This is a genomic window from Pantoea sp. USMM079, assembly GCF_037153115.1.
In the GTDB taxonomy this organism is placed as follows: domain Bacteria; phylum Pseudomonadota; class Gammaproteobacteria; order Enterobacterales; family Enterobacteriaceae; genus Pantoea; species Pantoea communis.
Map to the genome: position 1 here is coordinate 82,421 of NZ_JBBCKX010000006.1, position 23,255 is coordinate 105,675.

General features: G+C 55.3%; 26 protein-coding genes and 1 other RNA gene. 12 read left to right on the forward strand and 15 right to left on the reverse strand.

What is annotated here, in order from left to right; translation table 11 throughout:
• The first annotated feature begins 9 nt into the window (after positions 1–9).
• From WFP70_RS11285 to WFP70_RS11310, 6 genes are all read left to right on the forward strand, one after another.
• Positions 10–786 (forward strand): DUF4311 domain-containing protein, encoded by a 777-nt coding sequence (locus WFP70_RS11285; RefSeq protein ID WP_034829226.1) that lies wholly within the window; start codon positions 10–12, stop codon positions 784–786.
• A gap of 12 nt (positions 787–798) precedes the next feature.
• Positions 799–1,446, forward strand: coding sequence for a DUF4310 family protein (locus WFP70_RS11290; RefSeq protein ID WP_034829224.1), 648 nt, complete (start codon positions 799–801; stop codon positions 1,444–1,446).
• A 158-nt stretch (positions 1,447–1,604) separates the two neighbouring features.
• Entirely contained in the window at positions 1,605–2,738 is a 1,134-nt protein-coding gene (locus WFP70_RS11295) for an amidohydrolase/deacetylase family metallohydrolase (protein ID WP_337023426.1), read from the forward strand.
• Positions 2,722–3,843: a DgaE family pyridoxal phosphate-dependent ammonia lyase gene (locus tag WFP70_RS11300; protein ID WP_182056873.1), complete on the forward strand. Its 1,122-nt coding sequence runs from the start codon at positions 2,722–2,724 to the stop codon at positions 3,841–3,843. The genes WFP70_RS11295 and WFP70_RS11300 overlap by 17 nt, the downstream gene beginning before the upstream one ends.
• The gene (gene dagF / locus WFP70_RS11305) at positions 3,840–4,577 is read left to right on the forward strand and encodes a 2-dehydro-3-deoxy-phosphogluconate aldolase (protein WP_200576703.1); all 738 of its coding nucleotides are present in this window, start codon (positions 3,840–3,842) and stop codon (positions 4,575–4,577) included. The genes WFP70_RS11300 and dagF overlap by 4 nt, the downstream gene beginning before the upstream one ends.
• A 24-nt stretch (positions 4,578–4,601) precedes the next feature.
• Positions 4,602–6,512: a BglG family transcription antiterminator gene (locus WFP70_RS11310; RefSeq protein ID WP_337023425.1), complete on the forward strand. Its 1,911-nt coding sequence runs from the start codon at positions 4,602–4,604 to the stop codon at positions 6,510–6,512.
• Between the two features lie 130 nt (positions 6,513–6,642).
• Here WFP70_RS11310 and WFP70_RS11315 read toward each other — a convergent pair whose 3' ends face one another.
• Positions 6,643–7,545: a LysR family transcriptional regulator gene (locus tag WFP70_RS11315; RefSeq protein ID WP_034829216.1), complete on the reverse strand. Its 903-nt coding sequence runs from the start codon at positions 7,543–7,545 to the stop codon at positions 6,643–6,645.
• Between the two features lie 129 nt (positions 7,546–7,674).
• On the opposite strand from WFP70_RS11315, the gene WFP70_RS11320 reads away from it, so the two are divergent.
• Positions 7,675–8,376, forward strand: a complete 702-nt coding sequence (locus tag WFP70_RS11320; RefSeq protein ID WP_034829215.1) for a pirin family protein — start codon at positions 7,675–7,677, stop codon at positions 8,374–8,376.
• Positions 8,377–8,447: 71 nt separating this feature from the next.
• On the opposite strand, the gene dolP is transcribed toward WFP70_RS11320, so the two are convergent.
• From dolP to WFP70_RS11340, 4 genes are read right to left on the reverse strand one after another with little or no spacing between them, the layout of a single operon-like run.
• Positions 8,448–9,020, reverse strand: a complete 573-nt coding sequence (gene dolP, locus WFP70_RS11325) for a division/outer membrane stress-associated lipid-binding lipoprotein (protein ID WP_034829213.1) — start codon at positions 9,018–9,020, stop codon at positions 8,448–8,450.
• Between the two features lie 14 nt (positions 9,021–9,034).
• On the reverse strand, positions 9,035–9,622 hold the full coding sequence (diaA, locus tag WFP70_RS11330; protein ID WP_034829211.1) for a DnaA initiator-associating protein DiaA: 588 nt from the start codon (positions 9,620–9,622) through the stop codon (positions 9,035–9,037).
• Between the two features lie 14 nt (positions 9,623–9,636).
• The gene (locus WFP70_RS11335; protein ID WP_166933401.1) at positions 9,637–10,032 is read right to left on the reverse strand and encodes a YraN family protein; all 396 of its coding nucleotides are present in this window, start codon (positions 10,030–10,032) and stop codon (positions 9,637–9,639) included.
• On the reverse strand, positions 9,990–12,065 hold the full coding sequence (locus WFP70_RS11340) for a penicillin-binding protein activator (RefSeq protein ID WP_337023424.1): 2,076 nt from the start codon (positions 12,063–12,065) through the stop codon (positions 9,990–9,992). The genes WFP70_RS11335 and WFP70_RS11340 overlap by 43 nt, the downstream gene beginning before the upstream one ends.
• A gap of 62 nt (positions 12,066–12,127) precedes the next feature.
• Between WFP70_RS11340 and rsmI the strand changes: the two genes are divergently transcribed.
• The 4 genes from rsmI to mdtI all read left to right on the forward strand — a co-directional run bounded on the left by rsmI (position 12,128) and on the right by mdtI (position 14,535).
• Complete coding sequence (gene rsmI, locus WFP70_RS11345; RefSeq protein ID WP_337023423.1) at positions 12,128–12,991, forward strand: 16S rRNA (cytidine(1402)-2'-O)-methyltransferase; 864 nt, start codon at positions 12,128–12,130, stop codon at positions 12,989–12,991.
• 33 nt (positions 12,992–13,024) lie between these two features.
• Positions 13,025–13,401, forward strand: an RNA gene (rnpB, locus tag WFP70_RS11350) — RNase P RNA component class A.
• A gap of 467 nt (positions 13,402–13,868) precedes the next feature.
• The gene (gene mdtJ / locus WFP70_RS11355) at positions 13,869–14,219 is read left to right on the forward strand and encodes a multidrug/spermidine efflux SMR transporter subunit MdtJ (protein ID WP_160833724.1); all 351 of its coding nucleotides are present in this window, start codon (positions 13,869–13,871) and stop codon (positions 14,217–14,219) included.
• Positions 14,206–14,535, forward strand: a complete 330-nt coding sequence (mdtI, locus tag WFP70_RS11360; RefSeq protein WP_160833723.1) for a multidrug/spermidine efflux SMR transporter subunit MdtI — start codon at positions 14,206–14,208, stop codon at positions 14,533–14,535. The genes mdtJ and mdtI overlap by 14 nt, the downstream gene beginning before the upstream one ends.
• 147 nt (positions 14,536–14,682) lie before the next feature.
• On the opposite strand, the gene WFP70_RS11365 is transcribed toward mdtI, so the two are convergent.
• The 10 genes from WFP70_RS11365 to WFP70_RS11410 all read right to left on the reverse strand — a co-directional run bounded on the left by WFP70_RS11365 (position 14,683) and on the right by WFP70_RS11410 (position 21,451).
• Positions 14,683–15,657, reverse strand: coding sequence for a glutathione S-transferase family protein (locus tag WFP70_RS11365; protein WP_160868601.1), 975 nt, complete (start codon positions 15,655–15,657; stop codon positions 14,683–14,685).
• An 80-nt stretch (positions 15,658–15,737) separates the two neighbouring features.
• On the reverse strand, positions 15,738–16,148 hold the full coding sequence (locus WFP70_RS11370) for a DoxX family protein (RefSeq protein WP_058959530.1): 411 nt from the start codon (positions 16,146–16,148) through the stop codon (positions 15,738–15,740).
• Between the two features lie 206 nt (positions 16,149–16,354).
• Positions 16,355–16,639 carry a YqjK-like family protein gene (locus WFP70_RS11375; RefSeq protein ID WP_038644523.1) on the reverse strand — a complete coding sequence of 95 codons (285 nt, stop codon included), beginning with the start codon at positions 16,637–16,639 and terminating at the stop codon, positions 16,355–16,357.
• On the reverse strand, positions 16,636–17,031 hold the full coding sequence (locus WFP70_RS11380) for a phage holin family protein (RefSeq protein WP_337023422.1): 396 nt from the start codon (positions 17,029–17,031) through the stop codon (positions 16,636–16,638). The genes WFP70_RS11375 and WFP70_RS11380 overlap by 4 nt, the downstream gene beginning before the upstream one ends.
• A gap of 1 nt (position 17,032) precedes the next feature.
• Positions 17,033–17,338 carry a DUF883 family protein gene (locus WFP70_RS11385; protein ID WP_034829194.1) on the reverse strand — a complete coding sequence of 102 codons (306 nt, stop codon included), beginning with the start codon at positions 17,336–17,338 and terminating at the stop codon, positions 17,033–17,035.
• A gap of 34 nt (positions 17,339–17,372) precedes the next feature.
• Complete coding sequence (locus WFP70_RS11390) at positions 17,373–17,744, reverse strand: DUF1090 domain-containing protein (RefSeq protein ID WP_034829192.1); 372 nt, start codon at positions 17,742–17,744, stop codon at positions 17,373–17,375.
• Between the two features lie 172 nt (positions 17,745–17,916).
• The gene (gene mzrA, locus WFP70_RS11395; RefSeq protein WP_034829191.1) at positions 17,917–18,285 is read right to left on the reverse strand and encodes an EnvZ/OmpR regulon moderator MzrA; all 369 of its coding nucleotides are present in this window, start codon (positions 18,283–18,285) and stop codon (positions 17,917–17,919) included.
• The gene (locus WFP70_RS11400; protein WP_034829190.1) at positions 18,282–18,959 is read right to left on the reverse strand and encodes a DedA family protein; all 678 of its coding nucleotides are present in this window, start codon (positions 18,957–18,959) and stop codon (positions 18,282–18,284) included. The genes mzrA and WFP70_RS11400 overlap by 4 nt, the downstream gene beginning before the upstream one ends.
• A gap of 321 nt (positions 18,960–19,280) precedes the next feature.
• On the reverse strand, positions 19,281–20,054 hold the full coding sequence (exuR, locus tag WFP70_RS11405) for a transcriptional regulator ExuR (RefSeq protein WP_166933407.1): 774 nt from the start codon (positions 20,052–20,054) through the stop codon (positions 19,281–19,283).
• A 95-nt stretch (positions 20,055–20,149) separates the two neighbouring features.
• Positions 20,150–21,451, reverse strand: a complete 1,302-nt coding sequence (locus tag WFP70_RS11410; protein WP_337023455.1) for an MFS transporter — start codon at positions 21,449–21,451, stop codon at positions 20,150–20,152.
• A 388-nt stretch (positions 21,452–21,839) separates the two neighbouring features.
• On the opposite strand from WFP70_RS11410, the gene uxaC reads away from it, so the two are divergent.
• On the forward strand, positions 21,840–23,255 hold the full coding sequence (gene uxaC / locus WFP70_RS11415; protein WP_337023421.1) for a glucuronate isomerase: 1,416 nt from the start codon (positions 21,840–21,842) through the stop codon (positions 23,253–23,255).

A 23,255-nucleotide genomic window follows, 5' to 3' on the forward strand; every position in this document is an offset into this window, starting at 1 on the left:
TACAACAACATGTTTTTAATCATTTTGTTTAAGTCGTTGATCATTGGTGGATTGGTTGGCGTTGGGGTAGGAGCGGGCGCAGCGCGCATGTTCCACGCACCGACCACCCAGGGTATGGGCGCGTTTCGTACCTTGGGTGAACTCAATTCCTGTGAGGGCGATCCTGCATCGCACTTCTCCTTTGGTCTTGGCTTCTTCTTTAACGCCTGGGCTTCGTCTGTGGCGGCAGGCTCCTTCACACAGGACGTTGACCACCGCATTCTGCCCAACTGGGGCGCGGCTGCGTTGATGGTGAAAAATCGTAACGTCGCGGAAACCCTGCACAACCCGAAACGCATGGCGATTGCCTGCGGCATCATCGGCATGATCGTGGTGGCGTTCCTCAACAGTACCGCTTCTGCGGTGCCGGCGGCATTACAGGTTACGGCGGTTAAAGTGCTGGTACCGGCGGCCAACCTGCTGGTGAACACCGTAATGCCGGTGATCTTCTGGCTGGCAGCGATTGATGCCGGTAAGAAATCCGGTTTCTGGGCGACCATCTTTGGTGGTCTGGCGCAGTTGATCATGGGCAATGCCGTACCGGGTCTGGTGCTGGGTATCCTGATTGGTAAAGGCGTGGAAGAGAGCGGCTGGAACAAAGTCACCAAAGTGATGATGTTCGCGATTGTGCTGCTGTTCGCTCTGAGCGGCTTCTTCCGTGGTTTCGACATGAAACTGCTGCAATCCTTCCAACTTGGCATTCCTGGCTGGCTGGACATGATTCACAACAGCCTGAGCGGCAAATAAGGAGCCTTGAGAATGAACGAGACCGAAAACAAAGGGTTCTGGTACGCCGACTGGTCTTTCCCGATCTTTGTTGGCCTGCTGTCCGCCGGGGTGTTTGCCGGTACGCACATGTACTACCTGTACGGCATTGGCGCGTTTAACGAAGTGGCGTTTGTTTCGATGCTGCGTTCCGGCATGGAAACCGGCGTGTATGGCGCCGTGGCGGCGTTTGGTGCCAGCTTCCTGTTTGCCCGCATCATCGAGGGTTCGCTGGTCGGGATTCTGGATATTGGCGGTGCGATTCAAACCGGTGTCGGGCTGGGCGTTCCGGCTTTGCTGCTCGGTGCAGGCATCGTGTTCCCGGTGGCGAACTTTGCCGCATCACTGGCAACGGGTCTGGTGGTGGGTTTAGCGATCGGTTATCTGATTATCCTGGCGCGTAAGTTCACCATCAATCAGAGCGATTCCACCTACGGTGCGGACGTGATGATGGGCGCAGGTAATGCCTCCGGCCGCTTCCTTGGGCCGTTGATTATCCTGTCGGCGATGGCGGCATCGATTCCGATTGGCATCGGTTCGCTGGTGGGGGCGTTGTTGTTTTATCTGTGGAACAAACCGATCACCGGTGGCGCGATTTTAGGTGCCATGGCGTTAGGCGCGATGTTCCCGGTTTCGCTGTAAAGCTGTTTCCGATTTAACGGTCGCCCATCACGGCGACCCTACGATTGAACAGTGCATTCTGTGTGGGCGTATTGATGCCCCCGCACAGATGTGATGCAGATTCCGAAGGGTGCGTATTCATGCGCACCAGGCTGAATGCAGGTTGTTAAGGAGTGAATATGTTTGATCTGATTCTGCGCCGCGCGCGTTTGTGCGACGAACAGCTGGTGGACATCGCCATCCAGCAGGGCAAAATTGCTGCGGTCGGCGACGTCAGCGGTTCAGCTCAGCAGGAGCGCGATTTAGAGGGGCGCTATTACGTCAGCGCCGGCTGGATCGACAGCCACGTGCACTGCTATCCCAAATCCCCGATTTATCACGATGAAGCCGATGCGATTGGCGTGGCGCAGGGCGTCACTACCGTGGTTGATGCAGGCAGCACTGGCGCGGATCATATCGACGATTTCTATCAACTCACCCGTTCCGCCACCACTGAAGTACGCGCGCTGATCAACATCTCACGCACCGGCATCATCACCCAGAACGAACTGGCGGATATGGCGCAAATCGACGGTGATGCAGTGGTGCAGGCGGTAAAACGTCGCCCGGACTTTATCGTGGGATTAAAAGCACGCATGAGCAGCAGCGTGGTGGGTGAAAATGGCATTCAGCCGCTGATTCGCGCCAAAGCCATTCAGCAGGCGGCGGGAAATCTGCCGCTGATGGTGCACATCGGCAACAACCCGCCGGTGCTGGAAGAGATCGCCGATTTGCTCACCTCCGGTGACATCATCACTCACTGCTTCAACGGCAAACCCAACCGCATTCTGTCGCCGCAGGGCGAACTGAAAGCCGCGGTGAAAAATGCCATCGCGCGCGGCGTGAAGCTGGATATCGGCCATGGTAGTGCCAGCTTCAGCTTTGAAGTGGCCCGTCAGGCCATCGCGCAGGGTATTCTGCCCGACACCATTAGCTCGGACATTTACTGTCGCAACCGCATCAACGGCCCGGTACATAGCCTGGCGCATGTGATGTCGAAATTCTTCAGCATTGGCATGACGCTGCCGCAGGTTATCGACTGCGTCACCGGTAATGCCGCGGCTGGCCTGCGCTTAGCGGGCAAAGGGCGCTTAACCGAAGGTTATGACGCCGACCTGACCATTTTTACCGTCAAAGAGGAAGCCCGCCCGTTCGTTGATGCTGAAGGCGAACGGGTTTTGGGTGAGCAACATTTGCTGCCGCTGGCCGTGGTTATCGCGGGTAAGTGGCATCTGACTGATGAAGGGAAAGCTAATCATGTCTTCGATTTATGAAAAATATGACCTGAAACAGGTCATCAATGCCTCCGGTCGTATGACCATTCTTGGTGTTTCAACGCCTTCTGCCGATGTGGTCGAGACCGTCAGCTACGGTTTGAATCACTATTTCGAGATCAAAGATCTGGTCAATAAAACCGGCGCGTATATCGCTAAACTGCTGGATGTCGAGAGCGCGGTGGTGGTCTCCTGCGCCTCTGCGGGCATCGCACAGAGCGTGGCGGCGGTGATCGTTAAAGATAACGACTGGCTGCTGGACAACCTGCATGCCGCGCCGCTGACCGTGCCGCACGATATCGTGGTGCCGAAAGGCCATAACGTGAACTTCGGTGCGCCGGTGGGTGCGATGGTGGCGCTGGGCGGCGGACGTCTGGTGGAAGCCGGCTACAGCAACGAATGTTCGCCAGAACAGCTGGCTGCGGCCATCACGCCAACCACGGCGGCGCTGCTTTACATCAAATCACACCACTGCGTGCAGAAGAGCCACCTGAGTGTGGAGCAGGCGGCGGTAGTCGCGCGTAAACACGGTATCCCGTTAATCGTGGATGCGGCGGCAGAAGAAGATCTGCAGTGCTACTACCAGATGGGCGCGGACCTGGTGATCTACAGCGGCGCCAAGGCGATCGAAGGGCCGACCAGCGGTCTGGTGATTGGCCGCACTCAGTACGTTGAGTGGGTAAAACGTCAGAGCAACGGCATTGGCCGCGCGATGAAAGTCGGTAAAGAGGGGATTCTCGGTCTGACGCAGGCGATTGAAAACTATCTGGTGCAGCCGAAAACCACCGGCGCTGAGATGGTCGCCAACATGACGCCGTTTATCGACAACCTCAATACGCTGAATGGTGTGTCCGCACGCGTAGTGTGGGATGCGGCGGGCCGCGATATCGCCCGTGCTGAGATCAAGTTCGATGAAGCCGTCACACAATGGCCAACCGGCGAGCTGGTGCAGGCGTTGAAAACCGGCGACATCGCTATCTACTTCCGTGGCTACAAGGCCAATGAAGGCATTATCGAAGCCGACGTGCGCAGCGTCAGTGCCGATCAGTTGCATATTATTTTTAGCCGTATCCAGGCGTTACTCAGCGGAGGAAAACGCGCATGAGTCTGAACCCGAATTTTTATCAGGGCCGTCTGTGCCTCAACGTGCTGGCCGGTTCTAAACAGAACGCCAAAGAGATCTGGCAGGCCGCAGAAGGCCACGTGCTGGTGGGTGTATTATCAAAAAATTACGCCACCAATGAAGAAGCGATTGCCGATATGCGTGAGTACGCGGCACTGATCGACAACGCGCTGTCCGTCGGACTGGGCGCGGGCGATCCGAATCAGTCGGCGATGGTGAGTGAGATCTCAGCGGTGCTGCAACCGCAGCACGTGAACCAGGTGTTTACCGGTGTGGCGACCAGCCGCGCGCTGCTCGGGCAGAATCACACCGTGGTCAACGGTTTGATTTCACCAACCGGCACGCCGGGCCTGGTGAAAATTTCCACCGGACCGCGCAGCTCGCAACTGGAAGATGCGATTGTGCCGATCGACAGCGCTATCGCCATGCTGCAGGACATGGGTGGCAGTTCGGTGAAATACTTCCCGATGGGCGGCTTAAAAGCGGTGAATGAGTACCGTGCCGTTGCTGAAGCCTGTGCGCGTCACGACTTCTGGCTGGAACCGACCGGCGGCATCGATCTCAATAACTTCGAAGCCATTGTGCAGATTGCACTCGATGCGGGCGTCAGCAAAGTGATTCCACACGTCTATAGTTCGATCATCGACAGTGCCACTGGCGACACGCGCATTGACGATGTGCGTCAGCTTCTGGCAACGTGCAAGAAACTGCTGTAACAAACGAGTCACAGGTGAAGCTCCGTGAGATTTCCCAATCAGCGTCTGGCCCAACTTTTCGCTGCGCTGCAGAATGAAACGCTGCCACAGGATGAACTGGCGCGCCGCTTTTCAGTTTCAACGCGCACGGTGCGCACCGATATCACCGCGCTGAATGCGCTGCTGGAGCAGCACGGCGCTCAGTTCGTGCTGGCACGCGGCGCGGGATATCAGCTGAAGATCGACGATGTGGCGCTTTTTGATCGTCTGCAGGAAGAGAGCGCCGCGCCGCTGCGCGTGCCGCGCACTTCTCAGGATCGCGTGCGCTATTTGCTCACGCGTTTTCTCACCGCCGCCTATTCACTCAAGCTGGAAGACCTGTCGGAAGAGTGGTTTGTCAGCCGTGCTACCCTGCAAAGTGATATGGCGGAAGTGCGCGAGTGGCTGGGCCGCTATCACCTGAATATCGAAACCAAGCCGCATTACGGCATGAAGTTGTTCGGCAGCGAAGCGGCGATCCGCACCTGCCTGACGGATTTGCTGTGGCAAATTGATCAGGAGATGCCCGACAGCCCGCTGTTGACGGTGGAAGCGCTGCACAGCGGCATCCTGGCACAGCTGGAACCGCTGTTGCAGCACTGCTTTAATCAGTATGCGATTCGCCTGAGCGATGAGGGCGAGCGCTATCTGCAAATTTACTGTGCGGTGGCGGTGAGACGCATCAGCGAAGGTTTCCCACTTAACGATCCCGGCGCGGAAGATGTCGGTGACGAGGTGCGCGAAGCCGCACATCATCTGGTAAATCTGATACAGCCGCTGGTCGGCAAACCGATTTCGCAGGCGGAAGAGAACTGGCTGCGCGTCAATATCGCCGCCCGGCAGATTCAGGCGCTGTCGCCCAGCACCATTAATGCTGATGACGCCGATGCGTTAGTCGATTACCTGCTGAACTACATCAACACCCATTACAACTACCGCTTGCAGCAGGATGAGCAGCTGCGGGCCGATCTGCTCACCCATATCAAAACTATGATTACCCGGGTGCGCTACCAGATTCACATCCCCAACCCGCTGCTGAGTAACATCAAACAGCACTATCCGATGGCGTATGACGTGACGCTGGCGGCGGTCACCAGCTGGGGAAAGTACACGCCGTACAGCATCAGCGAGAACGAAATCGGTTTTCTGGTGCTGCACATCGGTGTCGGGCTAGAGCGGCATTACGATGTCGGCTATCAACGCCATCCGCAGGTGCTGTTGGTGTGCGACAGCGGCAACTCCACACTGCGCATGATTGAAGCGCTGCTGCTGCGTAAATACCCGCAGTTGGTGGTCACGGCGCGTTTGTCGCAGCGTGATTACGAGATGCGCGAACACATTGACGAAGATTTCGTGATTTCCACCGTGCGTTTGAGTGAGAAGAATAAGCCGATTGCGGTGATGTCGCCGTTCCCGACCGAGTTCCAGCTGGAGCAGTTGGGTAAGCTGGTGCTGGTGGATCGCACACGGCCTTACATGCTGGAAAAATACTTCGATGCACAGCACTTTATGGTGCTGGATAAGCCGATGACGCAATCCGCGCTGTTCCGCGTGTTGTGCGATCAGCTGGAGTCAGAAGGCTATGTGGATGCGGACTTTTATCCCTCCGTCGAAGAGCGAGAAGCGATTGTCAGCACCCTGCTCGGCGAAGGCATTGCACTGCCGCACTCACTGGGATTGCTGGCGAAGAAAACCGTGGTGTATACCGTGCTGGCGCCGCATGGCGTGAGCTGGGGTGATGAAACCGCTTCGGTGATTTTCCTGCTGGCGATCAGTAAAAGCGAATACGAAGAGGCGATGGCGATTTACGATCTGTTCGTCACCTTCCTGCGGGAGAGGGCGATGACCCGATTGCGCGATTGCGCGGATTTCGTCAGCTTTAAAGCGGTGGCGATCGATTGTCTGAGTCGGATGTGATCGTCAATCAGGGCGGCTTGAATATCGCCAAAACAATATCCGGCATGAATTCCGCATTAAAATGTTTGGGATGAATGCCGCCATTACGATGTTCGGCTTTGGGGTGGCATTTATCCCGTCCAGGTCTTAATCAACCGCGCTGCTTAGCCAGCAACCGCGGGATTTCACGCAGGCACCACGCCTTGGCTTCACCCATGCTATCGCGGCGCCACGCCATAATAATATCCACTTCACGGGTGTATTCGGCACTCACCACACGCAGACGGCCTTCGGCGATATCCTGCTCCACCATCGGATAAGGCATGGTGGCGACACCCAATCCTGCCAGCAGCGCTCGGCGTTTATCGTCCATGCTACTCACCGTCAGGCGTTGCTGTTTATCCAGCAGCTGCACCGTTAACACCGGGCGTTCGCGCGCGGTATCCGCCACCGCGATACCGCGATACTTCACGCGCGTCACTTCAGACAGCGGCTCGGCTTCCTGATGAATCGGGTGGTCCGGACTGGCCACGTAGACGCTCATAATGCTGTAGAGCTTACGGGTGTTGATCTCGGTTGATGCACGGAAATGCATATCAGGCGCTATCACGATGTCCGCGCGGCCCTGTTCAAGACGCTCCCAGGCACCGGCCAGCACTTCCGTCACAAGTGAAATCTGCGTGTTGGCTTTCTCCGCCAGCTTTTCAACGACAGGGAACAGCAGGTTGGTGGGGATCAGCGCTTCGGCCACGATGGTGAGATGGGTTTCCCAACCGCGAGCCAGCGCTTCGGCATCGGTGGTGAGTTTATCGGCCGCTTCCAGCAGCACGCGCCCACGCTCCAGTAGCATACGCCCGACATTGGTGAACTTGGTGCGATGGCCGGATCGGTCAAATAGAACCACGTCCAGCTCTTCTTCCAGTTTCTGCATGGTGTAGCTCAATGCAGAGGGAACGCGGCCCAATTCATCGGCTGCCGCAGCAAAGCTACCACGACGGTCGATAGCATCCATCACACGTAAAGCTTCGAGGGTTAACGCGCGGTCTTTTGCCATGCCGGTTCTCTGTCAGTAAATTTGAATATGCCAGGCAGATTAACTGGCTAACAATCCGGCGTCCAGCCTTTTACCATTAACGTATAAAGCCTGTGGTCGAATCTCACCGCAGTGCGTCGGAGGTAAATCATGATGACAACCCGCTGCGCGTCAGCATGTGGCCAGGCCGATTTTGGTTGGTTGCAGGCGCGATACAGCTTCTCTTTTGGCCACTATTTTGACCCGAAATTAATGGGCTACGCTTCATTGCGTGTGCTTAATCAGGAAGTGCTGGCGCCGGGTGCGGCGTTCCAGCCACGCAGCTATCCGCAGGTGGATGTGCTGAACCTGGTGTTGCAGGGCGAAGCAGAGTACCGCGATAGCGAAGGTAACCACCTGATCGCGCGGGAAGGCGAAGCCATGCTGTTGTCGGCGCGGCAGGGCGTGAACTACAGTGAAATCAATATCAGCAAAGATCACCCGCTAACACGCATGCAGCTTTGGCTGGCGGCCTGCCCGGATCGAGAGAATCCGCTGCTGCAGAAAATCGCTGTGCCGCAGCAGACCCGTTTCTTGCTGGCCTCGCCAGACGGCGTGGATGGCAGCCTGCAACTGCGTCAGCAAGTTTGGGTCCATCAGGTGATACTCGCACCCGGTGAGCAGCATACGGTGAAACTGAACGGCCCTCGTGCCTATCTGCAATCTATCCACGGTTCGTTGGATCTGCAGGCAAGTAGCGCCAATCAGGAGTTACTGAGCTGCGGTGACGGCGCGTTCTTGAGTGAAGAACAGCAGATTACGTTGCAGGCGAAAACGCCGCTACGTGCCCTCGTCATCGATTTACCGGCATAAAAAAAGGCAGCCCGCTGAGGCTGCCCTTGTCTGTGGTCGGGGCGCAGCTGACTGCGCCCGTCAGATGCAGATTACTTCAGGATGGTGAACGCGGTCGTTACGTGTTTCACACCGCTTACACGACTGGCCACATCGGCCGCCGCAGTGGCTTCCTGTTGTGTCACCAGACCCAGCAGGAACACTTCACCGTTTTCCGTGGTCACTTTCACGTTCGAGGATTTCACCTGATCGCTACCCAGCAGCTGCGAGCGGATTTTGGTGGTGATCCAGGTATCGGATGATGACGTCCCGAGGCTTACTTTCTGGCCAGTGCGGATTTCATTATACACCTCGGTGGCACCATCCACGCCCATGGCAATCTGCTTGGCGCGGCTCGCCAAATCCGCCGATGGCGATTGACCGGTCAGCAGCACTTTGCCCTGATAAGCGGTGACCACGACGCGTGCCTGGTTTTTGATTTGTTCATCTTTAGCCAGTGCGTTACTGACACGCAGTTCCAGCGTACCATCATCCACTTGCGTACCGACGGTGCGCGGGTCCGTTGCGGTTTTGGTCGCCACAGCGGCGCCGCCTGCCACAACGGCAACACAGCCTTGCAGCATCATGGCAGTTAAAAGAATGGCGACAGCGTTCAATGCTTTCATTTGAGCTCCTTCAGTCATTCCTGGTGTGGGAACAAAGTGTTATCAATCAAATCACACAGGCAGTTCAGCGTCAGCATATGCATCTCCTGAATGCGTGCACTGCGATGTGACGGAATGCGAATTTCCACATCGTGCGGACCCAACAGGCCCGCCAGCTCACCGCCATCATGGCCGGTCAACGCGACGATAGTCATATCGCGAGTCACCGCAGCTTCAACCGCTTTTACGATATCGCGGGTGTTGCCACGGGTTGAAATGGCCAGCAGCACATCACCGGCCTGACCAAGCGCGCGAACCTGCTTGGCATAAACTTCATCGTGGAGACGATCGTTGCCGATCGCCGTCAGCATGACATTGTCGGCGCTCAGTGCCAGCGCAGGCAGGCTGGGGCGCTCGGTCTCAAAACGGTTAATCATACTGGCGGCAAAATGCTGAGCATTGGCCGATGAAGCACCGTTACCACAACTCAGGATTTTGTTACCGTTCAGCAGCGACTGCACCAGCGTCATAGCGGCGCGAGAAATCGCATCCGGCAGTGCCTCCGCAGCGGCGATTTGAGTCTGAATACTTTCGGTAAAACACGCTTTAATTCTGTCCTGCACAAGACCACCTGGTTCTATCCATCGGCATTAAAGGCATCGGGCAGCCATTCCAGCTCACGCCCGGTAATGGCAATGATGTCAAAACGGCAATTCACCGTATCAAAACTGCCGCCGCGTGCCAGCAACCACCATGCGGCGGTACGCAGCAGCTTTTGTTGTTTCTGGCGCGTCACGCTGGCGGCGGCACCGCCGTAGCGCGCATCGCGTCGATAGCGCACTTCGACAAACACCCAGCAATCGGCGTCTCGCATAATGAGGTCAATTTCCCCACTGCGGCAACGCACGTTGCTGGCAATCCATCGCAGCCCGGCGCGCTCCAGATAGCCACGCGCCTGCTGCTCCTGCTCAGCGCCAATGCGCTGGCGGTTTACTGCACCGGAACGATTTGTCCCTGACGATACTGGTTCCATGCCAACTTCCTGTTGATCACGCAATCCGAGTCGGCGCTCAGCTTGCCGGTGTTGCCGTCAATGGCAAAGCCAGGCACCTGACGCATCTGGTTAAAGTGATTCGCCAGCGTCCAGGCATCAATGCCCATCGCGTAGAGGCGAACCAGCGAATAATCGTTGTTAAACGACTTCGCCGCCTGCTGCATCAGACCCGGATTGTTACCGGAGAGCAGCGGAATATCACTGAACTGCAGGCCATCCATTTCCAGACGGAAGTCTGGACCGGCACCCGCCTGCGCACTGCGGGAGCTGGCATACAGTGCGATGTTGTTGCGGCTGCTGGTGCGCATCGCAATCATCGGCTTGATCAGTTGCAGCTCGTCCTGGCTGGCCACGATGTACACTGCATCCACACTGCCGCCGCTGGCATCGGTCGTTGGCGCTGGCGGGGTGGTTTGCGGCGCTGGAATGGTCAGGCCCGCAACAGCCACGCCGGCAGACTGCGGCTGTTCAACCGTCAGCGGCGTGCCACTCAATGCGATACCGGCTCCGCTATTAATACCTTGTTTCAGCTCAGAAACGCCACCGAAACGCTGTTGCAGTACGGTGGAACCGCCGAGTTGCTGCCACTCCTGTGCGAACGCCTTGCTGACGCGATCGCCATAGCTGCTACGTGGTACCAGCAGTAATGGCTGGCGTTTGCCTTGCTCGTAGATATGGTGCGCGGCATCGCGCGCTTCGTCTTCAGGAGAAAGCGCAAAATAACAAATATTCGGATGGTTCTGGATCTGTTCTGGCTCGTTCAGCGCCAGCACGTTGAGTGGCGTCTGGCTGTTCACCACCGATTCCACCTCGTTTTTCAACAGTGGGCCTACCACGATGGTCGCGCCATCCTGCTGCGCCTGCTGCATTACCTGAGCAATCGGCTGGCTGCTGGTGTCATAGACTTTCACTTGCGCGCTGCTGTCCGGTTGAGCCGCCGTTGTCGCCGGTTGTGCTGCGGGCTGCGGCTGTTCGGTCTGTGGCGGCATATTACCTGCCATGGCCGGGCTGACAACTGCGTTAGCGGCAGCGTTAGCATCGGCAGGCTGTTGTGCGTTCGCGTCGCCAGGCTGTTGTGCTGACGGCTGGCCATTGGCATCGGTTGCCGCGGTAGCAGCAGGGGCGGGTTGCGGGGCTGGTGCAGTTAACACGCCATTTTTGGCATCGTTAAAACCTTTCTGAATCGCATTGGCAAAAACCTGTGCCTGGCCATTCAGCGGCAGCAGTAGCGCGATGGTGCTGGTCGAGGCTTTGGTGAAGTTTTGCACCTGGCTAAGCTGCGTTGGTAATGTTTTCGCACCCGGGTTTTGCGGATAACGTGTCTGCCAGTCTTTGATCGCCGCTTTCAGCATCTGCGGATCCTGGCTGTTGGTGTGCCAGGTGTTGAGCAGATCCAGCCAGCCTTGCAGGGTGTTCTCATTGGCGTTAATCACCAGGCTGTTCAGCTGATCCTGCGTCATTTGCGTCAGAGCTTGCCAGGTGGCGTCAATATTGCTCTGGTGGTCGGCGCCTTGCAGCAACGGCTCCTGAGCAATATAGGCGCGTAACAGAGCGAGTGAAGGGCGATTCTGCGCCGCAGCGATTTGCAGTGCGTAGTAGCGCACCTGCTGATCCTGAGACAGGCCATCAGTCTTCACCTGACCCAGCGTCTGCTGAGCGCCGCCGAAATCCTGCTGACCAATCTGCATCTGCGCGCGCAGTAATTGCAGCTCCTGCTGCTGCACTGCAGAGAGCTGCTGTGGCAGTTGCGAGATCTGATCGTTAGCCTGCGGATACTTTCCTTCCTTCAACAGGGCACGGATGGCAAGTAATTGCCAGTCGGTCTTGCTATCATCGCTGCTTTGCTGCACCTGCTGCAGATAATAGTCAGACCGGCCAGTAGCAGGCCCCTGAATATTGACGTTGGAGGTTTGCTGCGGTCCCTGGCCGCTACAGGCGGCTAAAATCAGTCCAGCGAGAAGAACAGGTACAAAGCGTCCTGCTTTATGACGTACGACTTTTGAAGGAAGCATACTGTATCCAGTGATGTTTTTTTCTAGATGCTCAATATTAAATCGGCAATTCGGATGAAACAATGAAACAACTCGATCGGGCAGAGATTTCTGCCAGCACGCTCTATATCGTTCCTACCCCGATCGGTAACCTGGGTGATATCACGCAGCGTGCGCTGACGGTGCTTGCGAGCGTCGATCTGGTCGCAGCGGAAGATACACGTCATACCGGGCTGTTGCTACAACATTTCGCCATCAATGCGCGACTGTTCGCACTTCACGACCACAACGAACAACAGAAAGCAGAAGTGTTGTTAGCCAAGCTGCAAGAAGGCCAGAGCATTGCGCTGGTCTCGGATGCGGGCACGCCATTAATCAACGATCCTGGCTATCATCTGGTACGTCGCTGCCGTGAAGCAGGTGTGCGCGTGGTTCCGTTGCCGGGTGCCTGCGCGGCGATTACAGCATTAAGTGCGGCGGGGTTACCGTCAGATCGTTTCTGTTACGAAGGATTTCTGCCCGCCAAGAGTAAAGGCCGCTGCGATGTGATGCGCTCCCTTGAGAATGAACCACGTACCCTCATTTTTTATGAATCCACTCACCGTTTGATCGATAGCCTGCAAGATATGGTGAGCGTATGGGGTGCAGATCGCTATGTGGTGCTGGCGCGTGAAATCACCAAAACCTGGGAAACCATCCAGGGCGCGCCGGTGGGCGAACTCCTGGCCTGGGTACTGGAAGATGAAAACCGTCGCAAAGGCGAGATGGTGCTGATTGTTGAAGGGCACAAGGCCGATGAAGAAGCGCTGCCTGCCGAAGCGTTGCGAACCCTGGCGTTGCTGCAAACTGAGCTGCCGCTGAAAAAAGCCGCTGCGTTAACGGCGGAAATTCATGGCGTTAAGAAGAACGCCCTGTATAAGTACGCGCTGGAGCAGCAAGAGGCGTGACAAACGCGGGCGGATCGCCTATTATCCCGCGCCGAAGCTGACCAGACAGTCGCCGCTTTGTCGTCGTCCCTTTCGGGGGAGACGGGCAGAGGGGAGGAAAGTCCGGGCTCCATAGGGCAGGGTGCCAGGTAACGCCTGGGGGGCGCAAGCCTACGACCAGTGCAACAGAGAGCAAACCGCCGATGGCCCAGTAATGGGATCAGGTAAGGGTGAAAGGGTGCGGTAAGAGCGCACCGCGCGGCTGGCAACAGTTCGTGGCACGGTAAACTCCACCCGGAGCAAGGCCAAATAGGGGTTCACAAGGTACGGCCCGTACTGAACCCGGGTAGGCTGCTTGAGCCAGTGAGCGATTGCTGGCCTAGATGAATGACTGTCCACGACAGAACCCGGCTTATCGGTCAGTTTCGACTTTTTCATGTGAAAAACCCGCTTCGGCGGGGTTTTTGCTATCTGGCGTACGGCGCAAGATGAATGACTGCCCACTCCCCTCTCTATGAAAAGAACGCGGCATACCAATAATTAAAATAAATTCTCGTTCGCAGAGAATAAAAAATGCCAAAGCGTAAAGAAATGAAAATCCCGCATAACAAAATAAACCTTATGCCAGAATAGGTGCGTGTTTCACTACCGAGGACAATTTTTCATCCACATCGACGAAAAGCAACAGCGTGGATAAGTTGTAAAATTATGGACAAAATGCTCGCCCCAATGATGGCAACCTCTATTTATCTCTCTGAACACTTCCACTGCTCGATCTGCGACCAGCACTGGCGCTTCGCGCTTTAGCACCACACTCTCCTTATTTAAAAATATTCTTAAAATTTCACATGCGTTTATTTCGCGTGATAGTTCTCTATTTCTCTTAAGGAGAGAAAGTATGCGCTATTGGCTTTTATTAGTTTTAGCTATCCTGGCTGAAATAACCGGCACGCTCTCTATGAAATGGGCCAGCGTCAATGACGACAACGCGGGTTTTATTTTTATGCTGGTGATGATTGCGCTCTCTTATATATTCCTGTCTTTCGCCGTAAAACGTATCGCTTTAGGCGTGGCCTATGCGATGTGGGAAGGTATCGGCATTCTGTTTATCACCCTGTTCAGCGTCACGCTGTTCGATGAACCCTTATCGCTGATGAAGGTGGCGGGCTTAATCACGCTGGTGGCGGGAATTGCGCTAATCAAATCTGGCACGCTGACACGCAAGGAGCCGCAACATGGCCACGTTTAATACGGTGCATATTGCCTGGCTTGCACTGGCGATTGGGCTTGAGATCGTCGCGAATATCTTTCTCAAATATTCCGATGGTTTCCGCCGTGTCATTTACGGCCTGCTCTCACTGGTCGCGGTGCTGGGGGCATTCAGTGCGTTGTCACAAGCGGTGAAAGGGATCGATCTCTCAGTGGCTTATGCACTGTGGGGTGGTTTTGGTCTGGTGGCAACGGTAGCGGCTGGTTGGGTACTGTTTGGTCAACGTCTGAATCGCATCGGCTGGTTAGGGGTGGGATTGCTGATTGCTGGGATGGTGCTGATTAAGTTTGCTTAAAAGTGGGCACATCGGCCTGACACTTAGCGGCTAACGCGCATGAAGAAATGGAGTGTCAGGCGGTTCACCTCGTATTCCACCTTTTAAAACCTGCACAACACACTCCTTAAAAAAGGAGTGTGTTGAACGCAATGATCCCCACTAACCTCAACCGCGGCCGTGTGGCTCATCCCAGTCAAACGCCGGGCCTAGCGAAATCACGCCGCTCGGGTTGATGGTCTTGTGGCTACAGTAATAGTGATGGCGAATATGTGGCAGATTCACCGTATCGGCGATGCCCGGCATCTGGTAGATATCACGCAGGAAGCCGCTCAAATTGCGGTAATCACTGATGCGGTGACGGTCGCACTTGAAATGCGTGACATATACCGGGTCGAAGCGGACTAAGGTGGTCCATAAACGCAAATCCGCTTCTGTCAGGCGATCGCCGGCCAGGTAGCGATGCTGCCCGAGGATCTGCTCAAGTCGCGCCAGCGAATGGAACAGCGCGGTGACTGATTCATCATAGGCCGCCTGCGAGGTCGCGAATCCGCTCTTATACACGCCATTGTTCACCGTGTCGTAAATCCAACCGTTCAGCTCATCGATCTTATCGCGCAACGCCGGCGGATAATAATCCCCAGCGCGGGCACCTTGTGCATCGAAGGCCGTGTTGAGCATACGGATGATATCAGCCGATTCATTACTGACGATGGTGTGCTGAGTTTTATCCCACAGCACCGGAACGGTCACGCGGCCTGTATATTGCGGGTCGGCGTGCAGGTAGAGCTGATAGAGGTATTCGTTTTGATACAGAGAGTCGCCGGTTGCGTCCGGGAAATCGTCGTCGAAGGTCCAGCCGTTTTCCAGCATCAATGGATGCACCACTGAGACGGAAATCATCTCTTCCAGCCCTTTAAGCTGGCGCATCAGCAGCGTGCGGTGTGCCCACGGACAGGCAAGAGAAACATAAAGATGATAGCGATCGCGCTCGGCAGCGAAACCCGCCTTGCCGGTGGGGCCAGCACTGCCATCTGCGGTGATCCAGTTGCGCCAGACTGCTTCTGTGCGTTTGAAGCGGCCACCGGTTGACTTCGTATCGTACCAGGTGTCATGCCATACACCGTCAATCAGTTGTCCCATAAGCCCTCCATAAAGAAAAAGGGCGAGGAAAATCCTCGCCCCTGCAAATCAGTATATGTGTTCTGGCAGCGCTTGTGTGCTTAGCGTGCGGCTGCTGGTGCGAAACGAGCACGAATCAGACGGTCGATGCTGTATGCACCCGGACCTACCAGACCAAGCACCAGGAAACCACCGGCGATGGACAGGTTCTTCATGAACATCAGCTGGTTAACGCCTTCAGCAAAGTTGCTGTGGAACAGGAACGCAGTCAGCACAGTGAAGCCCGCAGTGAACAGTGCGGTGAAACGCGTCAGGAAACCGAACAGAATCGCCAGACCGCCGCCGAACTCCAGCAGAATAACCAGCGGCAATAAGAAGCCCGGGACGCCCATCGCCTGCATGTATTGTGCGGTACCTGCATAACCGGTGATTTTGCCCCAGCCCGCAGTGATGAACAGAATGGTCATTAATACGCGTGCCAGCAACAGGCCTGAGTCTTCGAATTTTTTCATCATTTACTCCAACAAGAATTAAGAAGCAGGTTGTTGGCCTGCAAGGTTTTGATCCCGCAGAATCGCTGGTCGCAATTCGTTGGGCTGATGGAGGAAGATGATAGTCGCAGGTTGCAACAGTTGTAAGCGAGTTAAACTGTCAATGTTGTTCAGGGATTTTGATAAAGAAAAACCGAATCTTTTAGATCCGGTTTCAAATGAAGGCGTTAGCGAGGTTCGAGCGTGGACTTAATCATGCGCCAGGTACTCCAAAGCCCAAAACCGCGTTTTGCCCAACGCAAAATACGGTTAGGACTGCGGATTGACCAGATAGCCAGTGCGCTGCTGCCAATCGCCAGATAGCGGCGTAAGCTAAGAAACGTTAGCCAGCCGCGATCGTAGTGAGCGGTGCCATCCAGCCAGTCACGGCGTGCAGCACTGAGATCCAATCGCTGCTGCTGAACCTGATTCAACAGTTCATGAATGCGTGCTTCACGTTCACGACGGCTCATGAGCGATGCTCCTCCAGCAAGCTGCGATCGGTTTCCAGCTCCTTGCGGGTATGACGTAGCAACGTTGACTGGCGTGACTTATATAGCGTCCACACACCGAAGATCAGCGCCAGCGCAAACAGTACGGCGGTAGTAATGGCAATCGCCATCAGCCGATACTGCGCATCTACCGCCCAGATGATCAGCACCATCAGGCTCATTAAACCAAAAGCGGTAAACAGCATCGTCAGTCCAACCATCATCAGCATCTGAATCAGATTGGCTTTCTCCTCCTCCAGCTCGACAATCGCCAGACGGACGCGCGTTTCCACCATCCCGATCAGGGTGGTGACGATGCGCTGACCGATGTTGAAGACCCCTTTGCCTGGGCCGTGGCTCTGACTATCGCTCATATCAACGACGTGAGATCAGGATGCCGATCAGTACACCGACAGCTGCACCGATGCCTACGCCGTGCCACGGATTATCGCGCACATACTCGTCGGCCTTTTCTGCCGCTTCACGCGTGGATTGCGCGATGCGTTCACCGGAATCGCCCAGTCTCTCACGCGAACTTTCAATCGCGCCGCGTGCTTTGCTGCGCAGTTTGTCCAGTTCGGTTTTCGATTTATCCGCCGAGCTGCTCAGTACTTCTTCCAGGGTGTCAGCAAGGTTTTTCAGTTCCGCACGCAGATGTTCAGATGTGGTGTCTTTAGACATGAAGTTCTCCATTACATCATCTATTTAAGTCCGATTAGTAGGGCTCAGCCTCAAGCTTTTTCAGCTCGTGCTGTGCCTCTTCCAGCTTACGTTCGCGCTTCTCAATCTTATCTTTGTCGCCATCCTGACGCTCTTCCTTCAACTCACGCTCACGTTCCGCAATTTTGTGTTTTTGCTCTGCAATGCGTTCGCTGTGGGCTGACTTCAGTCTTTCATCAGTACAGTTCGCACGTACTTCAGTGAGCGCGCGCTCCAGCCCGGTCACCCGGCGCTGGTTATCATGCTGTTTAGCCATGTCGATTTCGCGCTGAATGTCGTGCTCTTTTTGCTGACACAGCGACTCGGCTGCCATCAGAGATCCCGAGAGAGAGAACAGAATAGCACCCAGCAGTAATTGATGTTTCATCAGGTTTTACCTTCCATTGTTGATGACCTGCCGCAAACCGGGCAGGAGAAGCGTCCCAGCTTGTCTTAACTCGCGCTACCTTTAAGCATAGACAGCAGACGAAAAAATTCAACGAAGACGCGGGGATAGCGAGGATTGATTCACCGTCTGGCTTATCACCAGACGGCTAAAATCAGCTGTAAGTTGGGCGGTTGCTGTCAGGTACTTGCTGCGAAGCTTGCGGTCCGCTTGCGACGACAAAGCCCTGTGGCAGTAAGCGTTTCAGCACTTTTTGGGCGGCAAGGCTTTGTTCTTCATTTTCGAAATGAATCACCAGCGCATCGCCCGCAGGTGTAATGCTTTTGATACGCACACCTTGCGCACTAAGCTGCTGATACAGATAAAAGCCATCCGGCAGATTGGTGCCATTGTGGGCAACACGGATTTGCACCACGGTATCGTGCTGCAACATCGACGGCACAAAAATCACCGCCAGCAGCGCCAGCACAGCGCCAAGCGCCCAGGGCACGAAGCGCCTGGGGAATCCACGGAATCTGATCATGGCTGTGAATTCCCATTGCGTGAAGACTGACGTTTACGCCACAGCACCACCAGAGAGCCCACCAGACCAATCACCAGCAACACCAGCGGTAACAGCATCAGGCAGAACATCAGTTCATCTTCATAGCGGCGGAAAATCGGCGTTTTGCCCAGCGCGAAACCGAGCACCGTCAGAATCAGCACCCACAGGAAGCCGCTCATCCAGTTGAAGAACTGAAAGCGTGCATTACTCAGGCCAGAAAGCCCCGCGATGGTCGGCAGCAGGGTGCGCACAAAGGCAATGAACCGACCGATCAGCAAGGCCGAAAGACCATGGCGATGGAATAAGCTGTGCGCGCGTTGATGATATTGCGCCGGAAGGTGCGAGAGCCACTTCTGTACGGTAGGCGTATTCCCCAGCCATCGGCCCTGAATGTAGCTTACCCAGCAGCCCAGACTGGCGCCAGTGGTCAGAATCAGGATGGTCAGCGGGAAACCCATGGTGCCTTTGGCAATCAAAACACCGACTAAAATCAACAGACTATCGCCGGGCAGAAACGCGGCGGGTAGCAGGCCATTCTCAAGAAACAGGATCAAGAACAGCACGCCATAAATGGCCCAAACCAGTGTCGGGTCGGAGAGCATTTCGTAATCCTGCTGCCACAGGGCATGCAGCAATGCTTTCAAAATATCCATCAATCATTCCTGAACATCATTGTTAAACGTGCCCGTAAGGGGCTGAGGCGCAGGCTGGCTTGGTTATACATTTTTGGTATGCAGCCGTTGCGGGATTTCCGGATCCATCCAGAATTGATTGTTAAATCAGCGACTTTTTAAAGCCCTGTCGCAAAGGGTAAGAAAAGGGCGATAACTGTAACAAAAATCACGCAGGTCAGACAGTGTAAAGTGGCGCTCGCACAGGAGTTTTACCTTTTGACGCAGATGCTCAAAAGGAGCTTTACATGAGCTGACACTATTGCAGATTAACTGACTTATTCGCCTGGAAATGCAGCAGAATCAATAAGAATTGTCATTACCTTCCGGCAGGATGACGGGATTTTCCGCAAACATGTAACGGTCGACATTAAATTCAAAATCGTCGGCGGTGGCGTTAAACAGCATCTGTTTAGTATTTTCCAGGTGCTGCCACATTGCCAGCTTACTGGCGGCGGGATCTTTGCGCATAAGTGCTTTCAGAATCTGGTCATGATCGTCGCACCAGCTGGTGATGTTGCGCGCATCAATATGTTCGTGCAGTTTGAGCCAATAAGGGTTGTGCAGGCGATGCAACCACATCTTCTCGACAATCGCGGCGAGCGCGCTATTTTGCGTGGATTGAGCGATGCGGACGTGGAAATGCATATCCCATTCTGAATCACGAGAATGGTCTTCCTGGCGGGCTTTTTCCTGAATCGCCATCAACGCCATGATGTCCTGGCGTGTGACCTGGGTGGCGGCAAACTCGGCCACGTTGCTTTCTATAAGCTGGCGCGCCTGTAACAGCTCAAACGGTCCGAAGCTGGCAAATTCCAGTTGGCTGGGGGTGGCCTCACGGTTTTGCTGTTGATTGCTGATGACGTGGATGCCTGAGCCTTTACGTACTTCAACATACCCTTCCACTTCCAGCATAATGATGGCTTCGCGAACCACAGTGCGGCTGACTTCCATCTCTTCAGCGATCAGGCGTTCAGCAGGCAGCTTATCGCCCACGCGATAATCATCCGCCTCGATACGACGTTTGAGTTCACTGGCGAGTTGTTGGTAAAGACGACGGGATTCGTTCAGATCCATTGCGCGGTTCGCTGTGGCAGGGAAGGATGAGTTGTTATACCACTTTGACCGGGTGGAGGAAATGGGCTGACGTGCGCCAGCCCAAAGCGTGGAGATTAAGTGCGAGCTGTTGCCGGTTGTGCCACGTGCTGAACGTCCAGCTCAGATACCGGCTGATTTTTCAGCACGGTCCAGATTACACAGGCACCGAGCAGGTCAAATACTGCCAGCGCGGCAAACAGCGGACTGAAGCCCAGCGTATCAGCCAATGCACCCACCACCAGCGCAAACAGGGTGCTGGCAGTCCACGCGGCCATGCCGGTCAGGCCATTTGCCGTGGCCACTTCATTACGGCCAAATACATCCGAGGAGAGGGTGATCAATGCACCGGACAGTGCCTGATGGGCGAAGCCACCGACGCACAGCAAACCAATCGCCACGTAAGGGCTGGTAAATAAACCAATGGTGCCCGGTGCAATCATCAGCACCGCGCCCATGGTCACCACCAGTTTGCGCGACACAATCAGGTTCACGCCAAACCAGCGCTGGAACAGCGGTGGCAGGTATCCACCGACGATACAGCCGAGGTCGGCAAACAGCATCGGCATCCAGGCGAACATGGCGATCTCTTTCAGGTTGAAGCCGTAGACCTTAAACATAAACAGCGGGATCCACGCGTTAAAGGTGCCCCATGCCGGTTCCGCGAGGAAACGTGGCAGGGCAATACCCCAGAACTGACGATTACGCAGAATCTGACGGGCTGACATTTTGCTGTTATTGCCGGTCTGATGCTGTACTTCCTGACCGGAAATAATGTAGTGACGCTCTTCATCGCCGAGCTTGGTTTGCTGTTTAGGATGTTTATAAAATATTAACCAGCACAACGCCCACGCCATGCTCAGCACGCCAGTAATGATAAAGGCCAGCTGCCAGCTGTGCGCCAGAATCGCCCATACCACCAGCGGTGGCGCCAGCATCGCACCAATCGATGAACCAACGTTGAAGTAGCCTACCGCGACGGAACGCTCTTTGGCCGGGAACCATTCGCTACTTGCTTTCAGGCCTGCAGGAATCATCGCCGCTTCGGCCGCGCCCACCGCGCCACGTGCCAGCGCAAAACCGCCCCAACTGCCGGCCATGGCGGTGGCGGCACAGAAGATCGCCCAGAGGATGGCAAACACCGCGTAGCCAATTTTGGTGCCCAGCAAATCCAGCACATAACCTGCCACAGGTTGCATCACGGTGTAGCACGCCGAATAGGCGGCGACGATATAGGAATACTGTTGGGTGGTAATACCCAGCTGCGTTTCCAGCGTCGGCGCGGCCACGGCAATGGTATTACGCGTCAGGTAACCGAGTATGGTGCCCACTGTCACCAGCCCAATCATGTACCAGCGTAGCCCTTTGATCTTACGCATCATTAACCTCTTCCAGTCTGTCGTAACACTTGCCATTAAAGGTAGGGGAGCACTTGAGCACTCCCGCTGGCGGCGATGACGAATCAGACCTGCCGCCTTGTTGTTATGAGATGTGCCATGAGGTTCGGCATCAACGAGGCGAGAGATTAACTTGTTATACAACTTTAAAAGTTGAATGCCATCACAAAAACCCTGCATGTGCTGTGTGATCCGCTAAACAGGCGTTATAACAGCAAGTTAGTGCAATGTGGCTGACTATTTTGTCCATATACCCACAGGGAAACTGTCATTATTGTGAGGTCTATCGCAAACAATTTTGCCGATCGTCAAAATTGGTATGATAACTTTGAATCAGAAGCCAATTGGCCCCAAACATGAGGAAGCAGGTATGTCGCGTTTTATGAGTGAGGATTTTCTACTCGATAGCGAGTTCGCCCGTCGTCTGTACCATGACTACGCCAAAGACCAGCCGATTTTCGACTATCACTGCCATTTACCGCCGCAGCAGATTGCCGAAAATTACCGTTTCACCAATCTCTATGACATCTGGCTGAAAGGCGATCATTACAAATGGCGTGCGATGCGTGCTAATGGCGTACCCGAAGCGCTGTGCACCGGCGACGCCAGCGATCGCGAGAAATTCAACGCCTGGGCACGCACGGTGCCGCACACTATCGGCAATCCGCTGTATCACTGGACGCACCTTGAGCTACGCCGTCCGTTTGGCATTACCGATGTATTGCTGAATGAGCAGAGCGCGGATCGCATCTGGCAGCAGTGCAATGAGCTGCTGGCGCAGGATGCCTTTAGCGCACGCGGCATCATGCAGCAGATGAAGGTGAAAATGGTCGGTACCACTGACGATCCGCTTGACGATCTGCAGCACCATCGCACGCTGGCGGACGATGCCAGCTTTAGCGTTAAAGTGCTGCCAAGCTGGCGTCCGGATAAAGCCTTCAACATTGAGCTGGATACCTTCCTGCCGTGGATTCAGCGCCTGGAACAGGTCGCCGATGTCAGCGTGCAACGTTTTGATGATCTGCGCCGCGCGTTGAGCCTGCGTATCGATCATTTTGCCGCACACGGCTGCAAAATCTCCGACCATGCGCTGGACGTAGTGCTGTTTGCCGAGGCCGATGAAAGCACGCTGGATAGTATCCTGGCGCGTCGCCTGCAAGGTGCTGCACCGACGCAAGAAGAAGTGGCGCAGTTCAAAACAGCGGTGCTGGTGTGGCTTGGCAGCGAATATGCGCGTCGCGGCTGGGCGCAGCAATATCACATTGGCGCGCTGCGTAATGCTAATCGTCGGCAGTTCGATATTCTCGGCCCGGATGTAGGCTTTGACTCCATCAATGACGCGCCGATGGCGATCCCGCTGGGCCGTTTACTGGATGCGCAGAACCGCAACAATGCACTGCCGAAAACCATCCTTTATTGCGTTAACCCGCGCGACAACGAAGTGCTGGCGACCATGGCGGGCAATTTCCAGGGCGAAGGTGAACCCGGCAAGATGCAGTTTGGTTCCGCATGGTGGTTTAACGATCAGCTTGATGGCATGCATCGTCAGATGACGCAGCTGGCGCAAATCGGCCTATTGAGTCGCTTCGTCGGTATGCTCACCGACAGCCGTAGTTTCCTCTCCTATACCCGCCACGAGTATTTCCGCCGCCTGCTGTGCCAGATGATCGGCAACTGGGTTGAGCGCGGTGAAGCGCCAGCCGACGAAGCACTGCTGGGACAAATGGTGCAAAACATCTGCTTTAACAACGCGCGCGATTACTTCGGCATTGAGTTGGGAGTCTGA